Consider the following 21,204-nt stretch of genomic DNA (forward strand, 5'->3'; position numbering starts at 1 on the left):
CCCATGGGATCTGAGCTGCCCGAAGACCTGTCACTGGACCGCCCGCAGGAGCTGTTGCGCGACAGGGTGCTCGCGCGGATCCGGCAGGCGATCGTCGCGGGCCGCTATCGCCCCGGGCAGCGCCTGCTCGAAAAGGAGCTTTGCGACGCGCTGGACGTGAGCCGCACCTCGGTGCGCGAGGCGCTGCGCCAGCTCGAGATTGAAGGTCTCGTCGAGGTCGGCCCCCGCGGGCGTCCCTTCGTGGCCGAGATGACGGCGGTGAAGGCCCGCCAGATCTACGAGTTCCGCGAGGTGCTCGAATGCGCCGCTGGCCGTCTCTTCGTCGCGCGCGCGCCCGAAAGCGCCTGCGCCGAGTTGCAGGCGCTGGCCGCCCGCTTTCGCGCCGCCCTCGACACCGGCGATCTGGTAGAGCGGCTGGCGGTGAAACAGGCCTTCTACGACGTGCTCTTCACCCATGCGGGCAACCCGGCGATTCACAGCGTCTTCGACCAGCTTTTCCACCGCATCGGCTTCCTGCGGTCGCGCTCGCTGGGCCAGCAGGTGCGGGCCGAGGCGCGGGCCGCCGAGCTCGACCAGATCGTGGCCTGCCTCGTGGCGCGCGACGCCGAAGGCGCCGCCAACGCCCTTGGCAAGCACATCCGCATGGTCAGCGCGGCGGCGGTCACATGGCTCGAAAGCCGCGAAGCCGGCGAGGAAAGCTGGGATGCCTGAAGGACTCTGGCCGTTCTCGCTCCGCTTCTACGCCGATGCCCCGGTGCAGGAGGCCTGCCTCGCCTTGCAGGACAGTCACGGCGGCGATGTGAACGTCGCCCTCTGCCTGCTCTGGCATGCGCGCGAGGGCAAGGTGCTGGGCCGGGCCGGGGCAGAGGCGCTTGAGGCATCGGTCGCCCCATGGCGCACCGAGGTCGTCGCCCTGCTGCGCGGTCTGCGCCGCAGGTTGAAGGGCTCCGACATGCTGGCCGACGCCGACGCGCTGGAAGCCTTCCGCAGCAAGGTGAAAGCAGTCGAACTCTCCGCCGAGAAGGTTGAGCAGACCCTGCTCGAAGCCGTGGCGGCCACGCCGGAGCGGCAGGCAGATATCGAAGAGGCCGGGCGCGCAAACCTCGCGGCCTACGGCGAAATCCTTGCCAGCCCGATTGCCCTCGAGATCATCGATGCGCTCTGTGCCCGGCTGGTCCTAGTGGCGCGGCAGGCGAACGTGGACCAGCGCTGAGTTCCCGCCGCGCACCGTGGCAATGGCCTCGTCGAATGTCGCGCCCACGCTCTCCGGCTGGTCCATCGTCAGCCCCTTGAAGCCGAACATCTCGGCCATGGCCGCAAACCGCGTGTCATTCCTGAAATCCGAGGCAAAATCGCCCGAAGCATGGGAGGCCCCGTCGGGGTAGACGCGCAGGGTCGATTCCTTCACCGCCGACCATCCCGCATTGTCGAGCACCACCGTCAGCACCGGCAGCTCGTATTGCCGGGCAACGGCCAGCATCGAGGCCGGGCAGTTGTAGTAGAACGCCCCGTCGCCCACGATCTGCACCAGCATCCGCTCGGGCCGGGCCAGCTTGTAGCCCAGCGCCATCCCGCCCGACGCGCCCAGCCCGCCGCCAGCGGTGCGGGTCATCGTTCCCGGCACGGGGCGGGGGATCTGGCGCACCATCACCGGCTGGTTGCGCACCGCTTCATGAAAGATCACGTCTTCCGGGTGCAGCCGCTCCCCGAGGGCCCGCAGCACGTGATGAGGGTTCAGCGCCCCGGGCTGCCCCGGGTCTTCGGCGGCCTCCCGGGCCGAGGCGCGCCGTGCGGCGCCGCCTTCGCGCAGCACCTCCACACGCGCGCCAGCCGCGGCGGCCTGTGCCTCGCTCCGGCGGGTCTCGATGATCTCGGCCAGCCGGGTGACGATCCGGGCGCTGTTGCCCTCCAGCCGAAGGTCCGCCGGAAAGCTCCAGATCGGCGAGCTGATCTTCAGCGCATCCACGTCGATATGCGCCCAGAAGGCCTCCGGGTCGGGCTGTCCCTGCGAGGGCAGCCAAGGCACGTCGCTGTCGACGATCAGCCCCACATCCGCCGCCGGCAGCCGCTCGCCGGGCAGGCCGCCGGCAAAGCAGGCCATCTCGTGATTGACGTTGGACACCATCGCATTCTGTACAACCGCCGCCCCGACCAGCTCCGACAGCCGCTCGATCGCCTCCGAGGTGCCCGGCGTGTGGCCGCCGTAGGAGGTGACGATCAGCGGCCGCTCTGCGGCGAGGAGCCGATCGGCGAGGGTCTCAAGATCCGCATCCGGCACCGTGCCGGGGGTGAGAGCACCATGCTTGGTCGCCGGAAATCCGGGCAGGGCGGCCCCATCGGACTCCGCCATCAGCGCTTCGCGCGGCAGCATCAGGTAGACCGGCCCGCGCGCGCCCGATTGCATCACCGTATGCGCCCGCCGCACGACCTCGCCCACATGCACCGGGCTTTGCAGGGTGTATTCCCACTTCACGTAGGGCCGCACGATGGCCCCCTGATCCTGCGGCTCCTGAATGAAGTGCACGTAGTTGTCGCGCGTGCCGGGCAGCTCCCCATGGCTGGTGTAAGGCGCCTTGCCCGCCATCAGCAGCACCGGAAGGCGCGAGCGGCAGGCGTTGTGCACCCCGGTCGCTGCATTGGTTGTGCCCACGTCGACATGCACCAGAACCGCCTGACCGCGCCCGGTGGCAAAGGCGTAGCCCAGGGCCATGTGCATCGCGGTGTTCTCATGCGGACAGAGGATCACCTTGGGCGGCGTCCGCCCCTCCGCCTTCCAGCGGGCCAGCTCCTCGATGATCGGCGCATGATCCGTCCCGAGGTTGGCAAAGATGTAATCGACCTCGCAATCCACGAGCGCCTGCAACAGGTGATGCGCGGCGCTTCTGGCGTTGGTTTCCGCGGCGGCGAGGGGGGGCTGGGCAAGGGTCATTGGGCCAGATCCTCCTCGGTCTCGGTGCCTTTCTCCGCCTTGGCAGGCTTGAGCCAGACCCAGAGCAGCAGGCACATGAAGGCCAGCGTCACGGCGCTGATGGGCCGGGTCAGGAAAATCGTCGCGTCCATCTGGTTGGCGGTCAGCGCGTTGCGCAGGTTCTGCTCCAGGATCGGCCCCAGCACGATGCCCAGCACCGCAGGCGCCGTCGGGATGCGGAAGCGCACCATCAGAAAGCCGAGCAGCCCGAAGATCACCACCAGCTTCAGGTAGAAGGGGTTGGACGCGAGCGAGAACGCCCCCGCCCCGGCCACCACGAGGATGCAGGGCACCATGATGCCATGAGGAATTTCCAGCACCTTCGCCGCCAGCCTGCGCCCGCCAATGCCCAGCACCAGCATCAGGACGTTGGAGATCAGCAGCAGCCAGAGGATGGAGTAGAACAGCTCGGTGTTCTGCGGAATGAAGAACGGCCCGGTCTCGAACCCCTGGATCATCAGCGCGCCCACCAGCACGGCGGTCACCGGGTCGCCCGGAATGCCGAGCGTCAGCAACGGCACCAGCGCCCCGCCGGTGACGGAGTTGTTGGCCACCTCGCAGGAGATCACCCCCTTCACTTCGCCTTCCCCGTACTTGTCGCCCGGCTTGGCGGTGCGCAGCGCGTCCGAGTAGCTGACCCAGGAGGCAATCGAGGGGCCGGTGCCCGGCAGCACACCGATCAGCGAGCCGATGCAGGCGGATTTGAACATCAGCCACTTGTTGCGCACCATCGTCCCGAGGATCTCCGAGATCGGCGTTGTCGCCTGCACGGGCAGCACCTCGGAGTCGTCCTTCTTCCTGACCGTCAGCAGCATCATCTGGGCGATGGCGAAAAGGCCGATCAGAGCGGCGGTGGTCGGAATGCCGCCCATCAGGTTGGGCTGGCCGAACAGGAACCGGCCGACCCCCGACACCGGGTCGAGGCCCACGGTAGAGGCAAGAATGCCGATGAAGGCCGCCGCCATGCCCTTGACCATCGAGCCGCGCGAAATGCCGGCCACGCAGACAATCCCGACCAGCGCGAAGGTGAAGTATTCGACAGAGGTGAAACTGAGCGCCACGCGGGCGAGCGAGGGGGCGAGCAGGGCCAGCATGGTCAGCGAGAACAGCCCGCCGACGAAGGAGGAGAGCACCGCCGTCACGATCGCCTTGTCCCCCTGTCCCTGCTGGGCAAGGGCGTATCCGTCCAGCGCCGTCGCCGCCGATCCCGGCGCGCCCGGCGTGTTGAGCAGGATCGCCGGGATCGAGCCGGCAAAGTAGCCCGAGCAATAGATCCCGAGCAGCAGCGCCATCGAGGTGGTCGGGCCCATCGCGTAGGTGACAGGCAGGAAGAGGACGATGGCGGAGGTCGCCGTCAGCCCGGGCGCAGCCCCGAAGACCATGCCCACGACCGCGCCGAGCAGCAGGAAGAGCAGCACCAGCGGGTCGGCGATTGCGGCGGCACCCGCCGCGAGATGTGTGATCAGATCCATGTCGGCAGTACCATGCTGAAGCCACGGGTGAAGGCGTAGTAGAGGCCGAAGGCCAGTCCGAGCGGCAGGAAGATGAGAAGGGGGACCGAGCGGATCGAGAACATCCACATTGTCGCGAAAGCCAGCACCATCGCCCCGACGCGAAAGTCGATATAGGCGAAGAACCAGTAGAACAGGATCGTCAGCCCACCGACCACGGCCACCCGGCTGTCAACCAGCGTGGGCATTGGCCCGCTCTCAGCGCGCAACCCGCGCACCAGCAGGACCAGCCCGCAGATCAGAAGGCCGCCTGCACAGAGCAGCGGAAAGAAGTTGGGCGGCAGCGTGGCCCCTGTAGCACCCGTGCCCATGCCCAGCGACAACCAGGCGGCTGTGGTGCCAACGAAGGCGAGCGCAGCGCCGGCGACAGTGTCTTCGTGTTTTAGTGCCATGATAACCTCATGCAGAACCGGGTGCCGGTGGGGTCTGCCCGCAGATCAGGCGTCTGCGGGCAGAACGGGGGCAGGGGCGGGCTTACTTCTCGGCCAGCCCGGCTTCTTCGAGGATCGGACGGAAGGCCTCGGCCTCTTCGTCGATCGCGGCCCGCATGTCCTGCGAGTTCAGGTAGGCGGGGTTGAAGTAGAACTGGTCCAGCCTCTCCTGAAAGCCCGGATCGGCCAGCGTCTCTTCGACCGCCGCGGAGATCTTGGTGATCGCCTCCTCGGGAATGCCCTTGGGCGCAACCAGGCCAAACCACTGGGAGCGCAGGTAGTCGAAGCCCTGCTCGGTGTGGGTCGGCACATCGGGCAGGTACTTCCAGCGCTCCTCGGAGGCCAGGGCCAGCACCCGGATGTCGCTGTTGCCCTCATCGTCGATCATCGGCGGGTAGTTCGAACCGCCCCCCGAGAAAAAGTCGACCTCGCCCGAGAGCAGCTTGACCATGGCCTCGCCGCCGCTGTTGGAGTTCACGTAGGTCGCGCTCAGATCGTTCTGCGCAAGGAACACCGCCATGGCGAGATGCGGACCCGAGCCGATGCCGGACCCCGACCAGGTCAGGGTTTCACCCGCCTTCAGCGCGTCGACGAGGTCCCCGATCGTCTCGTAGGGGCTGTCCTTGGCCACCGCCATCCCCGAGGGGATCGAGACCATCCGCGCAATCGTGTCGAAGCTCTCGCCGGTATAGCCGGAGCTGTCCATGATCGGGCGCGCGGCGAGGGTGGAGTCCGAACCCACGCCGATGGTGTAGCCATCCGGCCGCGCCAGCGCGAGGTTGGCCAGACCCACGGCACCACCGGCACCGGGCTGGTTCACGATCACGATCGGCTGGCCGAGCTTCTCCTCCAGCGCGGGCGCGAACATGCGGGCAAGCTGGTCGGTGGCGCCACCCTGCCCGAAGGGCACGACAAGCTGGATCGGCTTGGTGGGGTAGTCCTGCGCCACGGCAGGCGTGATCCCGGTCATCAACAGGGCCGCCGTTGCAGCGACGCCGGTCAGAAAGGTCTTCCGTTTCATGTGTTCTCCTCCACATTCATGTTGCGTGGCCGGGGGCCGATGATGGCCTCCGGCGTCGGGTGCCCGCGTTGTCCGCGGTGCATTTCGCAGCCTCTCGAAAAGCGGAAACCGACCGCCCGATCAGCTGCGATTTTTCTCGGCCTCCTTCTGCCGCCGGCGTTCCAGCTTCCAGTCGCTGAGCTTGTGCTCGAGGCCAAACAGCCTGGCGGCATTGCCACCAAGAATGTCTCGCTTCGCGCTCTCATCGAGGAACGGCAGGTCGTAGATCACGCTGGGCAGGTCCATGTCCCAGTGCGGGTAATCGGACGAGTAGAGCAGCTGGCTCTCGGCCTTCATCATGTCGAAGGTCAGTTCCAGCGCGCGGGCGTTGTCCACCATCTCCATCGGCTGGGAGGTGTAGAACATGTCCTGCATGTATTCCGACGGCTTCTTCTTCAGCAGCGGCGCATCGGAGTGGCGCATCATGTACTCGTTGTCGAGCCGCTGCATCATGAAGGGAATCCACGCCAGCCCGGCCTCGATCCACAGCACCTTCAGCTTGGGAAAGCGCTCGGGCAGGCCGTTGATGACCCAGTTCCCGAGGTGCAGCATGTTGTGCCACGCAAAGCCCAGCGCATGCAGCGTCAGAAAGCGGTTGCAGGTCGAAAGCCCCGGCTCCTGCCCGCCCAGCCCGGTATGAAAGCCCAGCGGCAGCCCGCGCTCCTCCAGCATCCTGTAGGTGCGGGTATAGGCGTTGTCGTAAACCCCCTTGTAGCGCGTCGTCGTGACCATGAAGCCGATGACACCGGGATGATCGCCGAACTCCTCGATGATCTTCGGGCAGGCTTCCGGGTCGTTGAACGGCAGGTAGAGCATCGACTTGAGCCGGCTGTCCTCGCTCAGCACCCGCTCGCAAAGCCAGCGGTTGTAGGCGAACGCCAGCTCCACCTCGAGGTCGACGCGCGGGCTGAGGCCGAGGTTCAGCAGCGGGGTGGGGAACATGCAGGCAATGTCCACACCCATCGAGTCCATCCAGCGACGCATCAGCGTCACGTCGCGGTGCGGCTTCTCCGGCACCGCCTCGCCCTTGCGCTCGGGGTAGCGCACCAGCCGTCCGCCGAGGTCCTGGTATTGGCCGAACCCGGTCGAGATGCCCTTGCGCGAGATCCCCTGATACTTGATTTCATTGCGCAGAACGTCGTTGGCGACGTATTCGGCAATCTCGGCGCTGGCCTCGTTCTCGTAGTGGTGGCTGTCCACATCGACGATCAGGAAGTCGTCGTAGTTGCGCGCCTCCGCCTGCTGTCGGGCATGGGCAAGGTGGGTGCGGGTGTCGAAGGGCTCGCTCGTCAGGTCGCGCTGCCCGGTGATCTGCCTGTTCATGCCACGGCCTCCTCGGGAAGATCGGCCAGCGATGTCGCGCGGGCCGGGCGGATGTTGGTCATCTGCTCCCACAGACCCAGCTCGAAAATCTCCATCCGGCCCGCGTCCAGCATTGCAAGCGAGGCAATGGCGATCTCGGTCGGCGTGACGGCAGTGTTGCGCCCGAAGGGCATGAGCTTGGCGCCGGTTTCCGCCTTGGCGACATAGAGCCGGGTCAGCGCGGCGAGGGCCTGTCCGAGTGCGTCGTTGTCGAGCGCCTCAAGGGTGCCATCGGCCACGGCGTCATCCACGAGCGCGGCGATCTCGCTGGCGGCGGTGGAGAAGCGGTCAGAGGGTGAGGAAGACATCGCCGTCCCTTTCCGTCACATCGAACTTGCGCAGTTTGAGCTTGTGATCGCAGACGTTCACCCCGTCCTCGAGCCGGTACTCGTAGCCATGCCAGGGGCAGACGATGTGCATCTCCGCCTCGTCGAACTTCTGGCCATGAAAGTTGCCCTCGGCATCGACATCGTCGAACACGCCCGCCATCCGAACCCCCTCGCAGGCCGGTCCGCCCTGATGCGGGCAGAGGTTGCGATAGGCATAGAAGCTGCCCGCCTGACGGATCACGCCGATCTCGAGATTGTCGACCTCGACGATGCGAACACCGCCATCGGGTATCTCGTCTCTTGAGCAAATTCGCAGTTCGGTCACTGGCAGTTTCCTTTCATGACGTGAGGGAGGAATGGCTGGGCGAGGGGCGGCCCTGCGCTATTTTCGCAGTTTTCGCAGGCTCTCCTCGGGGTCGACGCGGCTTTCGGGCTTGAGCCCGGGCACCTGAAGCTGAAGGCTGATCCGCCCGTTCTCGAGATAGTCGCCCGCGGCCGCGCGCTGGGCGGCGGCATCCCAGATCTCGTGCCATGCCCCGAGCGAGTAGCCGTGCCACGGCGATTGCGGCGTGAGGCGCGGCATGTCCATCTCTTCCCAGATCGCCCTCGCGCGCTCCATGTATTCGCGCCCGGGCAGGGCGAGCGGGGGCATCGGCGATTTCATCGTCGCATCGACCAGAAGCGTGCTGTCCTCCTCGCCGTCATGCTCGCGCTTGGGGCCGTGGCCCTGGCCGCGGTGGGCGATGGTCTGCATGTCCTCCACCGGGTTGGTCCGATAGGCCATCGCCCAGAGGATCGAGTCGGGGCTGTCGACGTCGATATCGTCGTTCACCGCGATGCAGATCTTGCCGCAGTCGCCCTTGAAGAAGGCCGCGCCATGCAGCGCGCGCCAGATCTCGGTGCGCGGGGTGCCGGGCTCCACCGTCACCACCGTCACCCGCAGCAGGCCGGTCAGCGGCTCGTGCAGCGACACCTTCTTGACCCCCTTGATCGACAGGGTGGATTTCAGGTGATGGGTGAAGAGCGGCTCGTAAGCCACGCGTTTGATGACAGAACTTTCCGAAGGCGCCACCTGGCTGATGTAGCTCGGAATGACCGCATCCCTGCGCCGTGTCACCGCCGTCACCCGCATCGGCATGTTGTATTCTTCCAGCGCCACATGGCCGTGGCTCTCGCCGAAGGGCCCCTCGGGCTCCACCTTGGTCACGTCGATGTAGCCCTCGATCACCACCTCGGCCTCGGCGGGCACCATCAGCGGCACGGTGCGGGCGCGCACCACGTTGATCGGCGCCCCGGCAAGCCCGCCGGCCACGTCGAACTCGTCCACGCCGATCGGCAGCTTCTGCGGCCCCATGAAGGCCACGTAGGGCGGGCAGCCCAGCACGATGGCCACCGGCATCTCGGTGTCTCCGGCGGCCTGGTGCTTGAGGTAATGCTGATACCCCCCGGCACCGCCAACGCGGGTGGCCATCCGCACCACCATCCGGTCAGGCGCCTTCAGCGCACAGCGATAGGTGCCCATGTTCTGGATGCCGTCTTCCGGGTCGGCGGTGATCACGTTGGTGGCCGAAAGGGTGGGGGCCGAGTCGAACCCCGGCGTCGAGACCGGGATCGGCAGGATGTCGATGCCGTGGCCCTCCTCCGAAAGCGACGCACCCTCTTCCACGATCTCGTGGCAGGGCGCCTCGCTCACCTCGACCGGCTTGATAGGGTTGGCAATCGCCTCGGCCCACTTCCCGGCAATCGCGTCGAGATCGCAGCCCATCCCGGTGGCATAGACATCGCGGTTGGCCGCCATGCCGCCGACCATCACCGGAATATCGTATGTCCGGCCCTTGCCGTCGGTGATGTTGGTGAACAGGAACGCCTTGCGGTCCTCCTCCTTCAGCCCGCCGACATATTGCCAGCGCACCAGCGGGTGCATCTCGGCGTCCTTGTCGATCACCCGGTCGATGCGGTTGAGCAGCCCGGCCGCCTCCAGCGCGTCGATGTGGTCATGCAGGTCGCGGTAGTTGCGATCCGGTTGGTCTTTCATTTCACGTCTCCCTCAGAGGGTTTGCCCGGTTGGCCCTGCCAGCGCCTGACAGTGCCGGCGTCGATGCCCAGCAGGTCGAGCGCGCGGCCGGCAAGGTGGTCGATCATCTCCATCACGCTGGCGGGCTTGTAGTAGAGGCCCACCACCGCGGGCATGACGATGGCCCCCGAGGCCGTCACATCGGCCATGGCGCGGATATGGCCCGCGTGCAGCGGCGTCTCGCGGAACATCAGCACCACCCGGCGCCGCTCCTTGAGGCAGACGTCGGCAGCGCGCGAAATCAGGTCGTCGGTCAGGCAGGAGGCCAGGGCCCCCATCGTCTTCACCGAGCAGGGCGCGATGATCATGCCTTCCGCCTTGAAGGAGCCACTGGCGATGGAGGCGCCGATATCCTTGAAGCTGTGCACCACATCGGCCAGCCCCTGCACCTGCTCGGCGGTGTAGTCGGTCTCGATCAGCATGGTGCGGGTCGCGGCCGGAGACATGACCAGATGGGTCTCGACCTCCTCCACCGGGCGCAGCAGCTCCAGCATCCGGATGCCCAGCAGGGTGCCCGAGGCGCCGGTGATCCCGATGATGACGCGCTTTTTCTCAGCCATCGGCGGCCTCGATCCCGGCCACAAAGCCTTCGAGCGCAGCGGCAAAGCCTTCGGCATCTTCGATCGCCGCAATATGCGCGGTGTCGAGCACCACCATCTCGCCCCTCTGCGCGGTCGCCATCAGCTCCTCGCTGCGCGCCACCGGGGCCGACAGGTCGTGCCGTCCGGCAATCGCCAGGGTGGGGCCGGGGTATCCGGCAAGGGCGGCGGTGGTATCTCCGGTTTCAAGCGCGTGGCAGGCGGCGGCGTAGCCTTCGGGCGGCATCGCCTCCAGCATGGCGCGCACGTCCCCGGTGGCCTCCGGGTTCGCCTCGCGCCACTGCGCGCCCAGCCAGCGTTCCAACGTGGGTTGCACCAGCCCCGGCCAACCGTCGGCCCGCGTTGCGGCGGCCCGGTCCTGCCAGAGGCTGGGCGGTGGAAAGCTGGTTGCGGTATTGGCCAGCACCAGCCCGGCCACCCTCTCGGGCGCAAGCTCCGCCGCCTTCATCGCCGTCAGCCCGCCGAGCGACAGGCCACAGAGCACGGCGCGCTCCAGCCCGGTCGCCGCCATGACGTCCAGCGCATCCTGTGCAAACCCCGCCACGGTCATCTGGCCGGGTGTCACCTCCGATTGGCCATGCCCGCGCGGGTCATAGGCCACGTTCAGGCGGCTCATCCGGGCGCGCACCGCCTCCCACATCCGGTGATCCGCAGCCACGGAATTGATGAACAGCACGGGCAGCCCACCAGCCCCGCGCAGTGACACATGCAGCGCATGGCCCCCCGCGGTCTCGATTGTTCTGGTCTGGTCGTGCATCGCTGTCCTCCCCTTCAGCGGTTTGCGGTCTTGCCCTACGCGGTCGCGTTCACGTCCTCGTAGTGCTTTCGCAAAGCCTTGAAGAATTGCTTGGTCAGGTGCTTGGCAACCGAGCCCAGCACCCGCTGGCCAACCCCGGCCACCAGCCCTCCGATCTCGCCCGAGCCCTCGTAGTCGAGCTGGGTGGTCTCGGGGCCCGTCTCGGTGAGGGTGAACTTGGCGCGGCCCTCGCCGGTGCCGAGCGATCCGCCGCCGGAGACGGTGATGTGGCAGGTGGTGGGCGCGTCCTTGTCGAACAGCTTCACCTTGCCGTCGAAGGTGCCGCCGACCGCAGCCACCTTGAGCTGCATCTTCACGTCATACGCATCCGGCCCGGTCTCGGTCATCTCCTTGCAGCCCGGAATGCACTTGGTCAGCACATCGGGGTCTTGCAGGCCTTCCCAGAGCTGCAGGCGCGAGGCGGCGATCTCCTCGCTGCCCGAAAGATCCATCTTCATGCGGTTTCTCCCATCAGTTTCAGGGCCAGCCCGCTCTCGATGCTGGCGCGGTCGGCGGGTGAAAGCTCGATCTTGTCGAGAATGGCGCGCGGCACCGGGTCGCCGATCGGAAAGGGCATGTCCGAGCCCAGCATGATCCGGTCGGCACCAACGGTGTCGATCAGCAGCTGCAGCGCCGCGGGCTCGTGCACCAGGGTGTCGTAGTAGAGCATCGACATGGCCTTCACCGGGTCGGCCATGTCCTCGGGGTGCAGCGCGTGGTTGTGGCGCAGGCGCCCGATCACATAGGGCAGGGCGGCGCCGCCGATCCCGATGACGATCTTGGCGCCGGAATACTTCTCGACATGGCCGGAATAGATGATCCGGGTCACCGCAATCAGGCTGTCGGTGATGCGGCCGAGCGCGTTGGGCATCCCGAAGTCGCGCACCCGCGCGTCGCCGGCGTCGAACACCGGGTGGATCGCAACGATGCTGCCCAGCTCATGCGCGGCCTCCCAGAAGGGGGTCATCTCCGGGGCGTCCAGTTCGGCCCCGCCATTGTCGGGCTGGGTCCCGATCATGGTGCCCGACATGCCCGCGCCATGGGCCTCGCGCAGCACCTCGGCGGCCAGCGTTCCGCTCTGGGTCGGCACCACGGCAAGCCCCGAGAAGCGGCCGCCATTGTCCTTTTCGGCCGCCAGCATGTGCGCGTTGATGGTCCGCGCCCAGGCCGCGCCCTCCTCGGCGGGAAGGTCATTGCCGAACATGTCGAGCCACCCGGCAACGACCTGGCGGTCGATCCCGTTCTCGTCCATCCAGGCAAGCCGCTTGGCAATGTTGGTCAGCCCCGGCGACACCGGGCGCGTGGCCTTCTTTCCGGCAAAGGAAAAGCTCAGGCTGCCATCCTTCGGCGTCATCTCGACGCTGGGAAATTCGCTCTTCCGGTCCTGCAGCTCTTCCAGCAGGGCAGGGGGCACAAGGTGGGCGTGGGCGTCAATGATCACGGGTCAGTCTTTCTTTTCTGCGGCGGCGATCGCGTCACTGATCGCGCTCATGCGGATGGGCAATTTGTTCAGGTGAAGGCCCCATGGGCTGAGGGCATCGTGGATCGCGCCCGAAATCGCCGCCGGAGCGCCGAGGTAGCCGGACTCGCCCGAGCCCTTCTGGCCAAACTCGGTGAGCGGCGAGGGGGTGCAATGGTGCACGATCTCCACCTCGGGCACCTCGTGGGACGAGGGCATGAGGTAGTCGAGGAAGCTCTGGGTCATCAGCTGGCCCTCGCCGTCATAGGCGAACTCTTCGAGCAGGGCCGCGCCGATCCCGTGGGCAATGCCCCCGAGCGTCATGCCCTTCACGATATGCGGGTTGATGACCACGCCGCAGTCATGCCCCATCACGTAACGGCGCAGCTCGGGCTTCGCGAGCACCGGGTCGAAGACCATGAGCACGAGGTGGAACTCGAAGGAGTAGCAGGGATACATCTGCACCTTGTCGTCCTTCGGCAGCGCCGTGCCGGTGGGCACTTGCTGGATGAAGGAAGCGGTGAGGCCCGGGTTGGTGCCCTCGGGCAGATCGTGAAACCGCCGATGGGCAACATCCACGATCTCGTCCCAGCCAATCGTCCGCCCGTCGGGCGCGTGCACCGTGCCCTGCGCATAGCTCAGCGTGTCCGCCGGCGCATCGAGCAGTTTCGCCGCGATTGCAATGGCTTGCGTCTTGATCTGCCGCGCCGCATTGGCCGCCGCCCCGCCGAGCATGATCGCCATGCGCGAGCCGACCGGCGAGTTGCCGGGCAGCGAGCCAAGCGAGTCCGGGCGCACCACACGAATGCTGTCGGGGTCCATCTCCAGCACCTCGCCCACCACGGTGGCGGCCAGCGTCTCATGGCCCTGCCCCGAGGAGGTGGTGTGGATCGACACCGTCACATCGCCCAGCGCATCCACGTTCACCCGGCTGCCCTCCATCCAGGTGGAAGTGCGGTTCTTCGGGTTCAGCAGCGGCTCGAAGGAGGAGTTGCCCCCCGACGGCTCGAGGCAGGCGGCAATGCCGATGCCCGCACAAAGCCCCTCGGCGCGCAGCTTGTCGCGCTCGGCAACAAGGGCGTCATAGCCGACATGGGCCATCACCTTGTCGATCACCGCGTGATAGTCGCCGGAGTCGTATTTGCTGCCCGACGGGATCTCGTAAGGGAACTGGTCGGCGCGGATCAGGTTCTTGCGGCGAAATTCGATGCGATCCATGCCCAGATGCGCCGCGACCCGGTCCATCATCGTCTCGATGGCGTAGTTGGTCGGCGACTGGCCGAAGCCGCGCACCGCCTCCTGCACCGTCTTGTTGGTGGTGACCGACATTGCCCGGTATTGCACCGACTTGATCTGATAGGGCCCCACGATGGCGCTGATCGGCTTGCCAAGCTGGAACGGCGCCCGCCCCGCGTAGCCCCCGGCATTGTCGAGCGCGCGCATCTTCATCGCGTTCACCCGGCCATCCTTGTTGAAGGCCACCTCGATGTCGAAAATCCGCTCCGGCCCATGCGCATCCCCGGCCCGCATGTTCTCCAGACGGTCCTCGATCAGCCGCACCGGGCGCGAGAGCTTGCGGGCGAGGTAGCCGGCCAGCACCGTGTGCTTGATGCCGCGCTTCACGCCGTAAGAGCCGCCCACGTCCACATCGTAATGCACCCGCACATCATTGCCGCGCAGGTTCATCGCGCGGGCGATCTGGTCGGCGTATTTGGGCATCTGGATCGAGGCCCAGACGTCGAGCACATTCTCCCAGGCGTTCCACTCGGCAATCACCCCGAAGGTCTCGATCGGCACGGTCGAATTGCGGCCCCATGTGACGCGCAGCTTGAGGGTCTCGTCGCTGGCGGCAAAATCGTCGTCCACCGGGCCCCAGTCGAAGGTGCGGTCAAGCAGCAGGTTGGAGCCGTGATCGGGGTGGACCGGGGCCGACGTCTCCTTCAGCGCCTCCTCGGCGTCGATCACGTAGGGCAGGGGCTCCACCTCCACGCGCACCTTCTCGGCGGCGTCCTCGGCCACGGCCCGGCTCTCGGCGACAACGGCGGCAATCCACTCGCCCGCATAGCGGTTCTGCCCCACGGCGAGCGGGTAGCGGCGCACATTCGGCGTGTCGAGCCCGTTCATGAGCTGGTTGGTCGCGCCCGCCAGCTCGGCCCCGTCGACCACGTCGACGACGCCGGGCATCGCAAGCGCCTCGGAAGCGTCGATCTTCAGGATCTTCGCAGAGGGGTGCTGCGCGGCAACCAGCGCCACATGGAGCATTCCGGGGCGCTCGATATCCTGCACGAACCTGCCGTTGCCGACCACGAAGCGCCTGTCCTCGCGCACGCGGCGGCTGGACGAGATGAAGCGGTTTGCGGGGGTGTTCATCGGCTCGCCTCCGGCACGGCTGCAATGTTGCTTTCGCGCAGGCGCTTGGCGGCCAGCCGGATCGCCTCGATGATCTGGCCGTAGCCGGTGCAGCGGCAGATATTGCCCGAGATCGCCTCGCGGATGTCCTCGTCGGTCGGGTCGGCCTCGCGGGCCAGCAGCGACTTGGCCGCCAGCACCATGCCGGGCGTGCAGTAGCCGCACTGCAACCCGTGGGTCTCGCAGAAGCTGTCCTGGATGATGTCCATCTCGCCCTCGGTCGGGGCGGAGCTTTCGATGGTCGAAATCTCCATGCCCTCGCATTGCACGGCGAACATCAGGCACGAGCGCACGGCATCGCCGTCCACCAGCACGGTGCAGGCCCCGCAGACGCCATGCTCGCAGCCCGCGTGGGTGCCCTTCAGGTTCAACTCGTCGCGCAGGGTGTCGAGCAGCGTCATGCGCGGCTCGACAGTGACACTGCGCAGCTCGCCGTTCACCTTCAGGTCGGTTTTCATCGGGCGGGTCATGCGGCGGCTCCAATGGCTTGGTCGCGGGCCTGCACCATCGCCTGCTCTGCAAGGCGGGCGGCGGCGCGGCGGCGGTAGGTTGATGTGGCGTGCAGGTCGTCCACGCAGTCCAGATCGGCCAGCGCGGCCTCGACGGCACCGGCAATGTCCTTGCCCGTCAGGCGGCTGCCCGCGAGGCCGGCAACGTCCACCGCCACCGGCACATCGCCGACACTGCCGATGCCCAGCCGGGCCTCGGTGCAGGTGCCGTCTTCCGCCAGCACGATCTGTGCGCCCGCCGAGGCAAAGGCATAGTCGCTGCGCCGCGACGCGATCTCGCGAAAGCCGACCCCCAGCGCGCCCTCGGGGCGCTTGGGAAAGAGCACCCGGGTGAGCAGCCCGCCCATCGGCGCCATTGTCACGGTCGGGCCGATGAAGAACTCCTCGGGCGAGAAGGTCTCCATCTCGTCCTCGGTCCTGAATTCGATCTGCGCCTCGAGGATTGTCGCAGCCAGCGCGATCTCGGCGGAGGGGTCGCCATGGGCGATCGAGCCTCCGATCGTGCCGCGCGCCCGGGTCGGCGGGTGGCCGACATGGGGCAGGGCGGCCGCCAGCAGGGGCACCTGCTGCGCGATGAGCGGGTTGGTCAGCGCCTCCGCCTGCCGCACGGCCGAGCCGATAGCGACATGCGCGCCGCTGTCGTCGATACCGCGCAGCTCGGACAGCCGGGCAATGTCGACCAGCTGCGAGGGCCGCGACAGGCGCATCGCCAGCATCGGCACCAGCGTCTGGCCTCCGGCGATCACGCGCGCCTCCATGTCACTGGCCATGGCCTCGCAGGCTTCGGCCAGTGTGGACGGGCGATAGTATGAGAACGGAGCAGCTTTCACGGCGGTCAACAGTCCTTGCTAAACGGCACTCAGGTGAGCGGAAGGTCGGGCATCACGGGCAGCAGCACCGACTTGTGCTGCTTCGCGATCAGGGGGCCGTCGGTCTCCGAGGCCGCCTTGGCCGCCAGCCACCCGGCATCGCTGCCGAACGAGCCCCACGCCTTTTCCCGTGCCTCGGCATCGGGAAAGCGGGTGAGGTAGTTCAGCATCCCGGTGGCTTCGTCGGTGAAGGCCCCCAGCAGCTCGATTCCGTGGTCCGGAAAGCGTGTCGCCACTTCCTTTTCGAAGCGCTCGCGCACCTGATCGGCGCACCCTTCAACATGTTCGTAGATACGAAGTTCATACAGCACGCGGCTGGCTCCTCCCCAGGAATTGTCATCGTGTTCGTTGCGGAGGGTAGGGGGACAATTCGGCGCGGTCAATCGAAAGATACACAAAAGGTGGGATAATTTGCCCTATTGGGGTGCTGCAATGCAGTAATATTCCTCGCCGCATTGCAAAAACCCCTGCGGAACCACTTGAAAATGCGTTTTATTTGGAAAGGTGTTGCGACAATCGGCGGATTGTCCTATTTCTTGGCCAACACAAGAGGACTGTTATGGATTGGTACCCGACCCTGCCGTTTGGCGAAGGCCCCCGTTATCTGCAGATCGTTGCGGCATTGCGCAACGACATTGCCACCGGGGCCGTCGCCTCCGGCCAGCGGCTCCCGACTCATCGCGAAATGGCTGCAAAGCTGGGGCTGAGCGTCGGCACGGTCTCCAAGGCCTATGCCGCCGCCGAGCGCGGCGGGCTGATCTCGGGGCAGGTCGGGCGTGGCACCTTCGTGTCGCCCTCCACCCCCGATATCGGCGTGTCCGAGAATGCCACCAACGAGTCGCAGCGGGTCAATCTGGCGCTGAACGCGCCGCCCGACACCGGCGAATCCGAGGCGCTGGCCGCCACCCTCTCCGAGATCGCCGCCGACCCGAACTTCTCGCGGCTCATGGGATACCTCCCCCATCAGGGCCTCGAAGCCCACCGCACAATCGTGGCCGACTGGCTCTCCGAGGTGCACTCGCCCACCGCCGCCACCGGCGTCTACATCACTCAGGGCGCCCAGCACGCGATTTCCGTCGCCATGCGCCTGCTCGCGCGGCCCGGATCGCCGGTGCTGGTCGAGAACATGACCTACTCCGGCATGACCTCGCTGGCGATCATGGAGGGCTACAATCTCGCCGGCGTCGCGATGGATGAGGAGGGGCTCATTCCCGCCGCGCTCGAGGCCGCCTTCTCCCAGACCGGCGCCTCCGTGCTTTACTGCACGCCCACTCTTCAGGCCGCCACCGGCGCGATCATGAGCGCCGAGCGCCGCCGCGAGGTGGCCGAGATCGTGCGCAGGCATGACGCCTGGATCGTCGAGGACGACACCTACGGCTTCCTCTGCGAAACACCTCCGCCCACGCTCTCCTCGCTCCTGCCCGAGCGCAGTTTCTACGTGGTCAGCTTTGCCAAATGCCTCGCCCCCGGCCTGCGGATCGGCGCGATGACCGCGCCCGTCCAGTTCCGCGACCGCATCATCAACGCCATCCGCTCCACCGGCTGGATGGCCAATGCCATCATGGCCGAGGCCGTCACCCGCATGATCCGCTCGGGCGAGCTCGACCGCCAGATCGTGCGCAAGCGCGCGGCGGCGGCAGAGCGCACCGGGCTGGCGCAGGACATCCTCGGCCATCACCTGCAAAAGGTCTCGGTTCCCGCCTTCCACGTCTGGCTGAACATGCCCGCAGGCCGCACCTCCTCCGGCCTTTCGGCGCAGGCCGCCCTGTCCGACGTCACCCTCGTGCCGCCCAACCCCCTCAGCGCCACCTCCGGCGGCCGCGACGGGCTGAGGCTGTGCCTCGGCGCCGCCCGATCCACCGACTCGCTGGTGCGCGCCCTCATCACCCTGAGCGAAATCCTCTCCGACACCGAAGAGATGGCGCTGATCTGAGCCCACCCTCGGGCCACGCGCCAAGCTGCAAGCGACAAAACCCGCACCCATCCCCCGGGTGAGGTGCCTAATATTTGTGCGCCGCACCGCGCCCGCCGGGAAAACAATACAAACAGTCTTGACTGTTTTTTTAAGTGGCGCATTCTGACCCCCTGACTGACAGAGGGGATGGCCAGATGACCAGCGAAGACGACTACAAGCAGCGCAGCTACGGCGAAATTCCGGTCGGAACTGGCGCAAAGCCCGGCATCGTCGTGGTCGATTTCCAGAAGGGCTTCACCGAGTCGCAGTACCCGCTGGGCGGGGCGCCGCTGGTGATGCGGGCGCTGGAAAACACCGAGAAGCTGCTGAAAGTGGCCCGCGCCATGAACGTGCCGGTGGCCAGCTGCAACACCGCCTACATGAACGAACGCGAAATGCCCTACTGGAAGATCACCGCCGTCCGCGAGACCTTCCGCCACGACCACCCCAGCGCCGCGCTCGACCCGCGCATCTACGACCCCGACTATGATCTCGTGGTCTGCAAGAAGGGGCCGTCGATCTTCTTCAACACCGATGTGGCCGACTACTTCGCAAAGGAGCGGGTCGATACCGTCATCGTCACCGGCTGCAACACCAGCGGCTGCATCCGCGCCAGCTCCATCGATTCCTTCAGCCACCGCTACCGCACGCTGGTGCCCGAGGATTGCGTTGGCGACATCGAGGAGCAGCCCCACCGCGACAACCTGCGCGACCTCGGCCGCCGCTACGTCGACGTGGTCGATCTCGATTACGTGCTCGCCTATCTCGACCGCTGGAACGCGGCGCAGGCCGCCGCCTGAGCAGGGCAGGGGCCCGCCACAGACATAATGAAGAGGGCGCGGCAGGTCCGCGGTCCGACACAATGAGGAAAGAATGACAGTAAGACTGCTGAAGAACGCGCGGATCGTCGATGGCACCCGCCTCGAACCCACCGAGCCCATGGGCATCGTCATCGAAGACGGAAAGATCCGCGAGGTCGCGCCCGGCGCCATCGCCGACACTGACGAGGTGCTCGACCTCGAGGGGCTCACCGTGATGCCTGGTCTGATCGACTGCCACGTGCATGTCATCGCCACCACCGCCAACCTCGGCCTCAACGCCTCGCTGCCCTCCTCCCTCATCGCCGCGCGCTCCAGCCTACTGATGCGCGACATGGTGATGCGCGGCTTCACCACCGTGCGCGACCTCGGCGGCGCCGATCGCGGGTTGCAGCAGGCGGTCGAAGAGGGGGCCTTCCTCGGCCCGCGCCTCGTGATCTGCGGCAAGGCCCTGTCGCAAACCGGCGGCCACACCGATTACCGCGGCCCCTACAGCAACCGCGACGTGTCGTGGTATCCCTCCAGCCTCGGCGCCATGGGCCGGGTCTGCGACGGCATCCCCGAGGTCCAGCGCGCCGCGCGTGAAGAGATCAAGAACGGCGCGCAATTCGTGAAGGTCATGGCCGACGGCGGCGTCTCCTCGCCCTCCGACCCGGTCGGCTACCAGGTGTTCTCGGTCGACGAGCTGAAGGCCATGGTCGAGATCGCCAAGGGCTTCGGCACCTATGCCACCGGCCACCTCTACTCCGACGAGGCCATCGTGCGCGCGCTCGACTGCGGCTTCGAGTGCATCGAGCACGGCAATCTGATCGGCGATGCCACCATCACCCGGATCGCCCGCGAGGGCATTCCGGTGGTGCCCACCAACATCACCTACGACGTGCTGCACCGTTCGGGCGCGGAGTTCGGCCTGCCGGCCGAGTCGGTCGCCAAGATCTCCGATGTGCGCGAGGCCGGGCTGGAGCGGCTCGAAAAGTTCCACGAGGCCGGCGTGCTCATGGGCTACGGCTCCGACCTTCTGGGCGGCATGCAGACCGAGCAGTCCGGCGAGTTCGGCCTGCGCGGGCGCTACCTGCCCGCCGATGCGGTGATCCGCTCGGCCACCGTCGATGCCGCCCGCGTGCTGCGGATGGAAGGCGAGATCGGGGCGATCACCCCCGGCGCCCATGCCGACATCATCGCCGTCGAGGGCAACCCGCTCGACAATCTCGATCTTCTCATGAACCAGGGGGCACACATGCCGCTCATTCTCAAAGGCGGGGAGGCGGTCAAGCAGGCCGCGTCGCTCTGATGGCTGCCCTGCGCGATTACACCGCCCTCAGCTTCGACGTCTACGGCACGCTGATCGACTGGGAGAGCGGCATGCTCACCGGCCTCAAGCCGCTGACCGACCAACTCGAAACCGAAATCTCCGACGATGCGGTGCTCGAGATGCACGCCCGCAACGAGAGCTTTGCCCAGGCGCAAACCCCGGGCCGGGCCTATAGCGACATCCTCGCCACGGTCTACCGCCGCTGCGCCGAGGAGCTGGGCCTTGCCGCCGACTGGGAGGCCTGCGCCCGCTACGGCGCCTCGGTGCCCGACTGGCCCGCCTTCGAAGACAGCGCCGAGGCACTCGCCTACCTCAAGCAGCACTACCGCATGATCGTGCTCTCCAATGTCGACAACCGCAGCTTCGCGGGCTCCGCCAAGCGGCTCAAGATCGACTGGGACGGCGTGTTCACCGCCGAAGACGTGGGCAGCTACAAGCCCAACCAGCGCAATTTCGACTACCTGCTCGCAGGGGTCGCGCGCATGGGTCTGAAAAAGTCCGAGCTTCTGCACACTGCCGAAAGCATGTTCCATGACCACGTGCCCGGCCGTGCCAACGGGCTCGACAACGCCTGGATCTACCGCCGCCACGCCAAACAGGGCTTCGGCGCCACCATGGACCCGGGCGACCTGGCCGAAAACACCTTCCGCTTCAACTCCATGAAGGAGATGGCCGAGGCCCACGAAAGCGGCAAGATCTGAGCTTAACCCCCGGCCGACCCCTGCGCAGAACTCCGGGCGGCCA

The 21,204-nt window shown here is 66.8% G+C and carries 22 protein-coding genes; 6 read left to right on the forward strand and 16 right to left on the reverse strand.

The features are described 5' to 3' along the window. Positions 1-3: 3 nt before the first annotated feature. Together GTH22_RS02200 and GTH22_RS02205 are read left to right on the forward strand one after the other, a co-directional pair. Positions 4-711: a GntR family transcriptional regulator gene (locus GTH22_RS02200; protein WP_252942911.1), complete on the forward strand. Its 708-nt coding sequence runs from the start codon at positions 4-6 to the stop codon at positions 709-711. Then, a complete protein-coding gene (locus tag GTH22_RS02205; protein ID WP_252942912.1) occupies positions 704-1,213 on the forward strand; it encodes a TIGR02444 family protein in 510 nt (169 codons plus the stop codon). The genes GTH22_RS02200 and GTH22_RS02205 overlap by 8 nt, the downstream gene beginning before the upstream one ends. Here the strand turns inward: GTH22_RS02205 and GTH22_RS02210 are convergent. The 16 genes from GTH22_RS02210 to GTH22_RS02285 all read right to left on the reverse strand — a co-directional run bounded on the left by GTH22_RS02210 (position 1,178) and on the right by GTH22_RS02285 (position 16,687). Beyond that, a complete protein-coding gene (locus GTH22_RS02210; protein WP_252942913.1) occupies positions 1,178-2,929 on the reverse strand; it encodes a thiamine pyrophosphate-requiring protein in 1,752 nt (583 codons plus the stop codon). The genes GTH22_RS02205 and GTH22_RS02210 overlap by 36 nt on opposite strands. Further along, entirely contained in the window at positions 2,926-4,440 is a 1,515-nt protein-coding gene (locus tag GTH22_RS02215) for a tripartite tricarboxylate transporter permease (protein WP_252942914.1), read from the reverse strand. Before GTH22_RS02215 ends, GTH22_RS02210 begins: the two co-directional genes overlap by 4 nt. Then, the gene (locus GTH22_RS02220; protein WP_252942915.1) at positions 4,431-4,871 is read right to left on the reverse strand and encodes a tripartite tricarboxylate transporter TctB family protein; all 441 of its coding nucleotides are present in this window, start codon (positions 4,869-4,871) and stop codon (positions 4,431-4,433) included. The genes GTH22_RS02215 and GTH22_RS02220 overlap by 10 nt, the downstream gene beginning before the upstream one ends. Positions 4,872-4,953: 82 nt before the next feature. Next, positions 4,954-5,931 (reverse strand): tripartite tricarboxylate transporter substrate binding protein, encoded by a 978-nt coding sequence (locus GTH22_RS02225; protein WP_252942916.1) that lies wholly within the window; start codon positions 5,929-5,931, stop codon positions 4,954-4,956. 120 nt (positions 5,932-6,051) lie between these two features. After that, positions 6,052-7,293 carry an amidohydrolase family protein gene (locus GTH22_RS02230; RefSeq protein ID WP_252942917.1) on the reverse strand — a complete coding sequence of 414 codons (1,242 nt, stop codon included), beginning with the start codon at positions 7,291-7,293 and terminating at the stop codon, positions 6,052-6,054. After that, entirely contained in the window at positions 7,290-7,640 is a 351-nt protein-coding gene (locus GTH22_RS02235; protein ID WP_252942918.1) for a hypothetical protein, read from the reverse strand. Before GTH22_RS02235 ends, GTH22_RS02230 begins: the two co-directional genes overlap by 4 nt. Then, positions 7,621-7,986, reverse strand: coding sequence for a Rieske 2Fe-2S domain-containing protein (locus GTH22_RS02240; protein WP_252942919.1), 366 nt, complete (start codon positions 7,984-7,986; stop codon positions 7,621-7,623). Before GTH22_RS02240 ends, GTH22_RS02235 begins: the two co-directional genes overlap by 20 nt. Positions 7,987-8,043: 57 nt before the next feature. Beyond that, complete coding sequence (locus GTH22_RS02245; RefSeq protein ID WP_252942920.1) at positions 8,044-9,696, reverse strand: UbiD family decarboxylase; 1,653 nt, start codon at positions 9,694-9,696, stop codon at positions 8,044-8,046. Next, entirely contained in the window at positions 9,693-10,295 is a 603-nt protein-coding gene (locus GTH22_RS02250; protein ID WP_252942921.1) for a UbiX family flavin prenyltransferase, read from the reverse strand. Before GTH22_RS02250 ends, GTH22_RS02245 begins: the two co-directional genes overlap by 4 nt. After that, positions 10,288-11,091 carry an alpha/beta fold hydrolase gene (locus tag GTH22_RS02255; RefSeq protein WP_252942922.1) on the reverse strand — a complete coding sequence of 268 codons (804 nt, stop codon included), beginning with the start codon at positions 11,089-11,091 and terminating at the stop codon, positions 10,288-10,290. Before GTH22_RS02255 ends, GTH22_RS02250 begins: the two co-directional genes overlap by 8 nt. 35 nt (positions 11,092-11,126) lie before the next feature. After that, a complete protein-coding gene (locus tag GTH22_RS02260) occupies positions 11,127-11,588 on the reverse strand; it encodes a carbon monoxide dehydrogenase subunit G (RefSeq protein WP_252942923.1) in 462 nt (153 codons plus the stop codon). Further along, positions 11,585-12,571, reverse strand: a complete 987-nt coding sequence (locus GTH22_RS02265; protein WP_252942924.1) for an amidohydrolase family protein — start codon at positions 12,569-12,571, stop codon at positions 11,585-11,587. Before GTH22_RS02265 ends, GTH22_RS02260 begins: the two co-directional genes overlap by 4 nt. 3 nt (positions 12,572-12,574) lie before the next feature. Beyond that, positions 12,575-14,959, reverse strand: coding sequence for a xanthine dehydrogenase family protein molybdopterin-binding subunit (locus GTH22_RS02270; protein ID WP_252942925.1), 2,385 nt, complete (start codon positions 14,957-14,959; stop codon positions 12,575-12,577). Continuing rightward, a complete protein-coding gene (locus tag GTH22_RS02275; RefSeq protein WP_252942926.1) occupies positions 14,956-15,468 on the reverse strand; it encodes a (2Fe-2S)-binding protein in 513 nt (170 codons plus the stop codon). The genes GTH22_RS02270 and GTH22_RS02275 overlap by 4 nt, the downstream gene beginning before the upstream one ends. Beyond that, positions 15,465-16,337, reverse strand: a complete 873-nt coding sequence (locus tag GTH22_RS02280) for an FAD binding domain-containing protein (protein WP_252942927.1) — start codon at positions 16,335-16,337, stop codon at positions 15,465-15,467. Before GTH22_RS02280 ends, GTH22_RS02275 begins: the two co-directional genes overlap by 4 nt. A gap of 29 nt (positions 16,338-16,366) precedes the next feature. Further along, positions 16,367-16,687: an NIPSNAP family protein gene (locus GTH22_RS02285; protein WP_252942928.1), complete on the reverse strand. Its 321-nt coding sequence runs from the start codon at positions 16,685-16,687 to the stop codon at positions 16,367-16,369. A gap of 248 nt (positions 16,688-16,935) precedes the next feature. Here GTH22_RS02285 and GTH22_RS02290 point away from each other — a divergent pair, with 248 nt between their 5' ends. The 4 genes from GTH22_RS02290 to GTH22_RS02305 all read left to right on the forward strand — a co-directional run bounded on the left by GTH22_RS02290 (position 16,936) and on the right by GTH22_RS02305 (position 21,161). Next, entirely contained in the window at positions 16,936-18,309 is a 1,374-nt protein-coding gene (locus GTH22_RS02290) for a PLP-dependent aminotransferase family protein (RefSeq protein ID WP_252942929.1), read from the forward strand. 176 nt (positions 18,310-18,485) lie between these two features. Continuing rightward, positions 18,486-19,130: an isochorismatase family protein gene (locus GTH22_RS02295; protein WP_252942930.1), complete on the forward strand. Its 645-nt coding sequence runs from the start codon at positions 18,486-18,488 to the stop codon at positions 19,128-19,130. A 73-nt stretch (positions 19,131-19,203) separates the two neighbouring features. Continuing rightward, the gene (locus GTH22_RS02300) at positions 19,204-20,439 is read left to right on the forward strand and encodes an amidohydrolase family protein (RefSeq protein WP_252942931.1); all 1,236 of its coding nucleotides are present in this window, start codon (positions 19,204-19,206) and stop codon (positions 20,437-20,439) included. Next, positions 20,439-21,161, forward strand: coding sequence for a haloacid dehalogenase type II (locus GTH22_RS02305; protein ID WP_252942932.1), 723 nt, complete (start codon positions 20,439-20,441; stop codon positions 21,159-21,161). The genes GTH22_RS02300 and GTH22_RS02305 overlap by 1 nt, the downstream gene beginning before the upstream one ends. Positions 21,162-21,204: the final 43 nt, after the last annotated feature.

The organism is Oceanicola sp. 502str15 (genome assembly GCF_024105635.1).
Classification (GTDB): domain Bacteria; phylum Pseudomonadota; class Alphaproteobacteria; order Rhodobacterales; family Rhodobacteraceae; genus Vannielia.

Excerpts from the sequence above, each read along its gene's own strand:
- GTH22_RS02200 (WP_252942911.1), top strand. The coding sequence starts at position 4 with ATGGGATCTGAGCTGCCCGAAGACCTGTCACTGGACCGCCCGCAGGAG.
- GTH22_RS02205 (WP_252942912.1), top strand. The coding sequence starts at position 704 with ATGCCTGAAGGACTCTGGCCGTTCTCGCTCCGCTTCTACGCCGATGCC.
- GTH22_RS02210 (WP_252942913.1), bottom strand. The coding sequence starts at position 2,929 with ATGACCCTTGCCCAGCCCCCCCTCGCCGCCGCGGAAACCAACGCCAGA.
- GTH22_RS02215 (WP_252942914.1), bottom strand. The coding sequence starts at position 4,440 with ATGGATCTGATCACACATCTCGCGGCGGGTGCCGCCGCAATCGCCGAC.
- GTH22_RS02220 (WP_252942915.1), bottom strand. The coding sequence starts at position 4,871 with ATGGCACTAAAACACGAAGACACTGTCGCCGGCGCTGCGCTCGCCTTC.
- GTH22_RS02225 (WP_252942916.1), bottom strand. The coding sequence starts at position 5,931 with ATGAAACGGAAGACCTTTCTGACCGGCGTCGCTGCAACGGCGGCCCTG.
- GTH22_RS02230 (WP_252942917.1), bottom strand. The coding sequence starts at position 7,293 with ATGAACAGGCAGATCACCGGGCAGCGCGACCTGACGAGCGAGCCCTTC.
- GTH22_RS02235 (WP_252942918.1), bottom strand. The coding sequence starts at position 7,640 with ATGTCTTCCTCACCCTCTGACCGCTTCTCCACCGCCGCCAGCGAGATC.
- GTH22_RS02245 (WP_252942920.1), bottom strand. The coding sequence starts at position 9,696 with ATGAAAGACCAACCGGATCGCAACTACCGCGACCTGCATGACCACATC.
- GTH22_RS02250 (WP_252942921.1), bottom strand. The coding sequence starts at position 10,295 with ATGGCTGAGAAAAAGCGCGTCATCATCGGGATCACCGGCGCCTCGGGC.
- GTH22_RS02255 (WP_252942922.1), bottom strand. The coding sequence starts at position 11,091 with ATGCACGACCAGACCAGAACAATCGAGACCGCGGGGGGCCATGCGCTG.
- GTH22_RS02260 (WP_252942923.1), bottom strand. The coding sequence starts at position 11,588 with ATGAAGATGGATCTTTCGGGCAGCGAGGAGATCGCCGCCTCGCGCCTG.
- GTH22_RS02270 (WP_252942925.1), bottom strand. The coding sequence starts at position 14,959 with ATGAACACCCCCGCAAACCGCTTCATCTCGTCCAGCCGCCGCGTGCGC.
- GTH22_RS02275 (WP_252942926.1), bottom strand. The coding sequence starts at position 15,468 with ATGACCCGCCCGATGAAAACCGACCTGAAGGTGAACGGCGAGCTGCGC.
- GTH22_RS02290 (WP_252942929.1), top strand. The coding sequence starts at position 16,936 with ATGGATTGGTACCCGACCCTGCCGTTTGGCGAAGGCCCCCGTTATCTG.
- GTH22_RS02295 (WP_252942930.1), top strand. The coding sequence starts at position 18,486 with ATGACCAGCGAAGACGACTACAAGCAGCGCAGCTACGGCGAAATTCCG.
- GTH22_RS02300 (WP_252942931.1), top strand. The coding sequence starts at position 19,204 with ATGACAGTAAGACTGCTGAAGAACGCGCGGATCGTCGATGGCACCCGC.
- GTH22_RS02305 (WP_252942932.1), top strand. The coding sequence starts at position 20,439 with ATGGCTGCCCTGCGCGATTACACCGCCCTCAGCTTCGACGTCTACGGC.